The organism is Mesorhizobium sp. M1A.F.Ca.IN.020.06.1.1 (genome assembly GCF_004023265.1).
Classification (GTDB): domain Bacteria; phylum Pseudomonadota; class Alphaproteobacteria; order Rhizobiales; family Rhizobiaceae; genus Mesorhizobium.
The window spans coordinates 1-6010 of sequence record NZ_RZSR01000297.1 but is presented as its reverse complement, the minus strand read 5'-3'; the positions used below and the strand labels follow the sequence as shown (position 1 = coordinate 6010).

Below are 6010 nucleotides of genomic sequence, written 5' to 3'. Positions count from 1 at the left end.
CCGCGAGGTCGTGGGAAACATAGACTCCCGCTATCCCGCCCGCCTTCATCACCGACTTGAATGCTTTGAGCACGTCGATCTGGGTCGTCACGTCGAGTGCGGTCGTCGGCTCGTCGAAGATGACCAGCTTGGGATCGCCGATCAGCGCCATGGCGGCCGCCAGCCGCTGCAATTGCCCGCCTGAAACCTGGTGCGGATAACGGGCGCCGATACCGTCCGGATCAGGCAGCGACAAGGCCCGGAACAGCTCGACCGCGCGCTTTCGCGCCTGCTCGGGTGGCATCAGGCCGTGGATGCGCGTGACTTCGATCACCTGCTCCATGATGGTCGACGAGGGGTTGAAGGCGGCGGCGGCGCTTTGCGGAACATAGGCGATGTCGGTGCCGCGCAACCTGGCGCGTTCCCGCTCGGTAAGCGCAGCCATGTTCTTGCCGTTGACATTGATCTCGCCGCCAGTAATCCGGCAGCCGGGCCGCGCATAGCCCATGAGGGAGAGCGCCACCGTCGTCTTGCCGGAGCCGCTCTCGCCGATCAGGGCGACGATCTCGCCATCGGCGATGTCGAGGCTGACGCCCTTGATGATTTCGACCAGACGTCCGGCGTCGGTCTTTGCCTCGATCCGAAGGTTTCTGACCTCGACGAGATTGGTCATGCGTCCCGGTCCCTGATCTTCTGCGGCAGGTTGTCGATTAAGAGGTTGACGCTAATGGTCAGGCTGGCGATCGCCAGCGACGGCACGATGACGGCCGGGGCCGCGAAGGGCAGGCCGCCGATGTTCTCGCGCACCAGCGCGCCCCAGTCGGCTAAAGGCGGCTGCAGACCGAGCCCGAGGAAGGACAGGCCGGAGAGCAAAAGCACGATGAAGACGAAGCGCAGGCCGAAGTCAGCAAGCACAGGCCGGATGATGTTCGGCAGGATCTCGGAGCCGATGAGATAGATAGTGCTCTCGCCGCGGACGCGGGCGACGGTCATGAAATCCATGGTGTTGATGTTGACGGCAAGCGCCCGCGCGAAGCGGTAGGCGCCCGGGATGTAGATGACGGCGAGCGTCAGGATCAGCACCGGGATCGATGAGCCGACCGCGGCGACGACAACAAGGCCGAACAGCTTGCTGGGGATGGAGTTCATGGCGTCGAGGAAGCGGCTGAGGCAGGTATCGAACCAGCCGCCGGTGACGGCCGCGATCATCCCCAGCACGACCCCTGAAAAGCAGGCGATCGAGACGGCGGCAAGCGATATGCCGACGGTGTAGCGTGCTCCCATGAGAACCCTGGAGAGCATGTCACGCCCTAGATAGTCCGAGCCGAGCCACAGGCCCTGGCGCATCGGGCCGAAATAGTCGTCGTCGACGATATCGCCGATCGGATGGGGAATGATGTAGGGCGCGAAGATCGCGACCAGCGTCCACGCCAGAATGACCAGCGAGGCCACGACGCCCACGAGGTTGTAGCTGTGGCCCAGGAAGGACCGTCGGGAGGATGCCGCGCGCGCCACTGTCATCTGAGCCTCGGGTTGGACATGATGGCGACGATGTCGGCGGCCGTGATGAGCAGGAGATAGCCAAGGCAGAAGATCATCGCGCAGCTCTGGATCAGCGGCAGGTCGCGGGTCGCGACCGCATCGACCATCAGCTTGGCGATGCCGGGATAATTGAAGATCGTCTCGACGATGATGACGCCGCCGACCAGATAGGACAACGAGAGCGCGACCGCGTTGACGATCGGCCCAAGCGCGTTCGGAAGGGCGTGCTTGAGCACCATGCGGCTGCGCGAGGCGCCTTTGAGAAGCGCCATCTCGACATAAGGCGTTGAGAGCGTTTCGATCACCGCGGCGCGCGTCATGCGGATCATTTGGGCCGAGATGACGAAGGTGAGGGTAATCACCGGCATCGAATAGATGCGCACGAGGTCGGCAAGCGAGTGCGCCTCGTTGACCGAAGACAACGCCGGCAGCCATTTCAGATAAACGGCAAAGAGCAGGACGGCGAGGGTCGCGACCATGAATTCCGGCACGGAGATCACGCCGATCGAAAGCACGGTGACGGTGCGGTCGTAGACGGAGCCGCGCAACATGGCGGCGGTGATGCCGAGCGTCAGCGCCAGCGGCACCGAGATCAGCGTGGTGATGCCGGCGAGCTTCATGGTGTTGACGAAGCGCCCGCCGATCAGGGCCGCGACCGGCATTTCGTTGGCGTAGGAGGTACCGAGATCGCCGTGGAGCAGACCGACAAGCCAACGCAGGAAGCGCAGGATCGCCGGATCGTTGAGATGCATGGCCTCGCGCAGGCCGGCGACCGCCTCGGGCGTCGCCGCCTGCCCAAGCAGGATCGACGCCGTGTCGCCCGGCAGCATGCTGGTGGCGAAGAACACGGCGAACAGGACGATCAGAAGGGTGACGATCGCGATCGCCAGCCGCTTCAGCACGAGGTTTAGAACCCCAGACTTCATGGAAGCTCCCTGCGGTTGCGTTCGGCCAAACAATCTTGCGCAATGCAGTGCAGGGGACCGGCTGACCGGTCCCCTGCAGGCGCCTCTTAGGCTTCGAGCCAGAGGTATTCCGCCATTGCGTACCCCATCATGCCACCGAGCGGGTTCGCCTCCAAACCCTTCACCTTGCTGGAGAGGGCATCGACGTTGGAGATGTAGGCCGGGATGATGGTGCCTGCTTCCTCGGAGATCATGGTCTGCATCTGCCCGTAGATCTCCTTGCGCTTGGCCTGGTCGAGGAGGCCGCGCGCCTCGACGAGCAGCTTGTCGAACTTCTCGGACTTGTACTGGCTTTCGTTCCAGGGCGCGTTGGAGGCGTAAAGCAGCGAGAACAGGATGTCCGGCGTCGGGCGCGGATTGATGTTGCCGAAATGGACAGGCGCCTTGAGCCAGTAATTGTCCCAGTAGCCGTCGGATGGGACCCGCTGAACGTCGAGCTTCATGCCGATTTCCGCGCCGGCGGCCTGGATGATGACCGCCATGTCGATCGACGAGGTCGCGGCGTCCGAGGCGACCACCGGAATGGACTGGCCGAGCAGGCCCGCCTTCTTGAAGTGGAACTTCGCTTTGTCCGGATCGAAAGTCTTCGGCTTGAGGTCCGCATTGTGGAAGATGTTCGCCGGCGAGACGGGCTGGTCGTTGCCGATTTCGCCGAGGCCGCGCAATGCCGATTTCACGATCTGCTCGCGGTTGACGAGGTATTTCATGCCGGTCACGAAATCGGCCTTGCTGCCCGGATCCATGTCGAGCCGGATGTTGAGGTCCGTATAGTTGCCCGAGGTCGTCTTCGACAGTTCGAAGCCCTGCTGGCTCTGCAGCAGCTTCATTGCGCGCGGATTGATCGCGGCAGCAAAATTGATATCGCCGGAAAGCAAGGCGTTGACCCGGGCGCTGTCGTCGCTGATGGCGATGAATTCGAAGGAGTCGAGATAGGGCTTGCCCGACTTCCAGTAGTTCTTGTTCTTGGTGACGACCGAACGGACGCCCGGTTCGAACGTCTGCAGCACGAAGGCGCCTGTGCCGTTGCCCTTGGAGAAGTCGGTGGTGCCGTCGGCCACGATCATGAAGTGGTGCAGCGCCAGGATGGTCGGAAGGTCGGCATTCGGATCGGCCAGGGTGATTTCGACCGTCGATTTGTCGACCGCCTTGAAGCCGGTCATCTGTGCGGCGATCTTGGCGACCTTGGAGCCGACCGCCTTGTCGAGATGGCGCTTGAGCGAGAAGACGACGTCGTCAGCCGTCAGGTCCTTGCCGTCGTGGAAGGTGACGCCCTTGCGCAGCTTCACCGTCCAGGTCTTTGCGTCTTTGCTGTCGATGCTTTCGGCCAGTTCCATCTGCGTCTTGCCATCCTTGTCGAGGAAGGTCAGACGGTTATAGAGCGAGCAACACCGGACATAGTCGGTGGAGAGCGATGCCTTTGCCGGATCGAGCGTGTCGGCCGTCGATGACGACCAGCCGGCCGCCTTGAAGTTTCCGCCGGAGACCGGCGTGGCGGCGACGGCCTGCGTGGCACGGCCAAGCACAACGCCGCCCGCGGCAACCGCGGCGCCGCCCGCCAGCAGCATCTTGAGGAGTTCGCGGCGGCTCGCGCCTCGCCGGATGGCGTTTTCGACCATCGCATCGTCTGCTCCGGTCCAGTTGGTGATCTTGTCGGTCATGTCATTCCCCTTTCGTTGGTTGGGCAGGACGCGCGTCTTGCTGCGGCTTTGCCGGGCTTGGGTTCAGGTTCGTTCTTTCATGCTCTCCCGCACGGCCGCCGCAAATGCGGCCATCGAGGTGAAGTGGTAGTCCGGCACGGTGAAGCGCTCGGGCTCGATCGTGCCGCCATAGCCCTTCTGGGCATGACGGCGCTCGATCCAGCAGTTGGTCATGCCGAGCGCCCGGGATATGCCGATGTCGTGATGCTGGCTTTGCGCGACGTGCAGGATGTCGTCCTTGCTGTCGCCGCGCGACGCCACGAAATCGAAGACTTTCTGGAAAAAGGCGGGATCCGGTTTTTCCGTGCCGGTATCGTCGGCAGTGAAGGTGGCAAAAAAGGGCGATCCGAGCTGCTTCTCGAAATGGTCGAGAGCCCAGCGCCGGGCATTGGTCATGGCAATCAGCTTATGAGACGTCGCAAGGTCGGCCAGCGCCGCCCTGCTGTCGGAGAAGCCCTGCCAGACGCTGGCCGAGTCCCGCAGGCGGGCGCCGTATTTCTCCTCGGCCGGCAGGCCGAGCCGCGGTGCGATGACCATGTAGACACGTGCGAGATCGTCGGGGAACAGGTTCGCATCGGGCGTGTAGCGGGCCTGCCGGTAAAGGGCCAGCGCTTCTTCGCCGTCGATTGAGACACCGGCGTCCGCAGCGATCCCGGCCAGGCAGGTCGTTATGCCGCCTTCGAAGTCGATCAGCGTGCCGACCACATCGAAGGTCATGTATTTGAATTCGCTAAAGCCCCTGGCCAAGACTGGCTCTCCTCTGCGCGCGGCCGAATTACTGATGCTGAACAGAACAAAATTCCGTGCTGTCCGGGGCGTCGGCCTTTTTCAAAAGCCCGGAAATCCGGGCTTTCTGGCCTTGTCTTAAAAAGCAGTCTGGCACTTCCCCCGCGCTGGATTCGCCGAAAAGGCGCGAGGTAGCGGCACAAAATTGCGAAATCGTCTGCCGCGGCGATATTTCGAGATGCGAAAAATGCGTCGCCCTTCATGCAAGCGCCCGGCGGACATCGGCGTCGTCCAGCGTCTGGTCCAGCGTCCGGCGCGTGCGCTCGATGATCGCATCGATGTCGCCGTCGGTGCAGCAGAGCGGTGGGGCGTAGCCGAGAACCCCATGCGCGAAGGCGCGGATGATCAGGCCATTGTCCCACGCCCTGTCGAAGACGCGCCGCGCCGGCATGGCCGAGGCCGGAAGCGGCGTTTTCTTCTTTTTGTCGACCACCAGCTCGATGGCGGCAAGCATGCCGCGACCCCGCACATCGCCGACCAATGGATGGTCGCTTAAGGCAGACAGGCCCGCTATCAAGCGCGCGCCCGCCCTGGCGCCGTTCTCCAGAAGGCCTTCCTCATAGAGCTTCAGCACCTCGAGCGCGACGGCGGCGCTGACCGGATGGGCGGAATAGGTGTAGCCGTGGCCGACGGCCGAGGCGCCTGCGCCATCGGCGATGACGTTATAGACATGATCGGCCATCAAGACAGCGCCCATAGGGACATAGCCTGAGGTCAGGCCCTTCGCGGTGGTCATGAAGTCGGGAACGATATCCTCCTCCGTGCAGGCAAACAGGGGGCCGGTGCGGCCGAAACCGGTGATCACCTCGTCGGCGATGAAGAGGATGCCGTATTCACGGCAGAGCTCGCGCATCGCCTTGATCCAGCCTTTCGGCGGGACGATAACGCCACCCGAGCCCTGGATCGGCTCGGCGTAGAAGGCGGCGACCCGCTCCGGCCCGACCTCCTCGATCTTCGCCTTCAGCGCGGCGAGCGATGCGGCGATGATCGCGTTCGGGTCATCGCCAACCGGATTGCGATAGGGATAGGGCGAGGGGATCT

Annotated in this window: 6 protein-coding genes; all 6 read right to left on the bottom strand. The window is 63.3% G+C overall.

Annotated elements, in window-relative coordinates:
• A partial coding sequence (locus EOA60_RS15065) for an ATP-binding cassette domain-containing protein (RefSeq protein WP_164899321.1) occupies window positions 1-652 on the bottom strand: 652 nt, incomplete at its 3' end.
• Entirely contained in the window at window positions 649-1500 is an 852-nt protein-coding gene (locus EOA60_RS15060) for an ABC transporter permease (RefSeq protein WP_066989179.1), read from the bottom strand. The genes EOA60_RS15065 and EOA60_RS15060, both read right to left, overlap by 4 nt.
• A complete protein-coding gene (locus EOA60_RS15055) occupies window positions 1497-2447 on the bottom strand; it encodes an ABC transporter permease (RefSeq protein WP_066989177.1) in 951 nt (316 codons plus the stop codon). Before EOA60_RS15055 ends, EOA60_RS15060 begins: the two co-directional genes overlap by 4 nt.
• A gap of 86 nt (window positions 2448-2533) precedes the next feature.
• Window positions 2534-4144, bottom strand: a complete 1611-nt coding sequence (locus EOA60_RS15050) for an ABC transporter substrate-binding protein (RefSeq protein ID WP_095825758.1) — start codon at window positions 4142-4144, stop codon at window positions 2534-2536.
• 63 nt (window positions 4145-4207) lie between these two features.
• Window positions 4208-4930 carry an HAD-IA family hydrolase gene (locus EOA60_RS15045; RefSeq protein WP_127246552.1) on the bottom strand — a complete coding sequence of 241 codons (723 nt, stop codon included), beginning with the start codon at window positions 4928-4930 and terminating at the stop codon, window positions 4208-4210.
• Between the two features lie 238 nt (window positions 4931-5168).
• A partial coding sequence (locus EOA60_RS15040) for an aminotransferase class III-fold pyridoxal phosphate-dependent enzyme (protein WP_128311552.1) occupies window positions 5169-6010 on the bottom strand: 842 nt, incomplete at its 5' end.

Excerpts from the sequence above, each read along its gene's own strand:
- EOA60_RS15050 (WP_095825758.1), bottom strand. The coding sequence starts at position 4,144 with ATGACCGACAAGATCACCAACTGGACCGGAGCAGACGATGCGATGGTC.
- EOA60_RS15055 (WP_066989177.1), bottom strand. The coding sequence starts at position 2,447 with ATGAAGTCTGGGGTTCTAAACCTCGTGCTGAAGCGGCTGGCGATCGCG.
- EOA60_RS15060 (WP_066989179.1), bottom strand. The coding sequence starts at position 1,500 with ATGACAGTGGCGCGCGCGGCATCCTCCCGACGGTCCTTCCTGGGCCAC.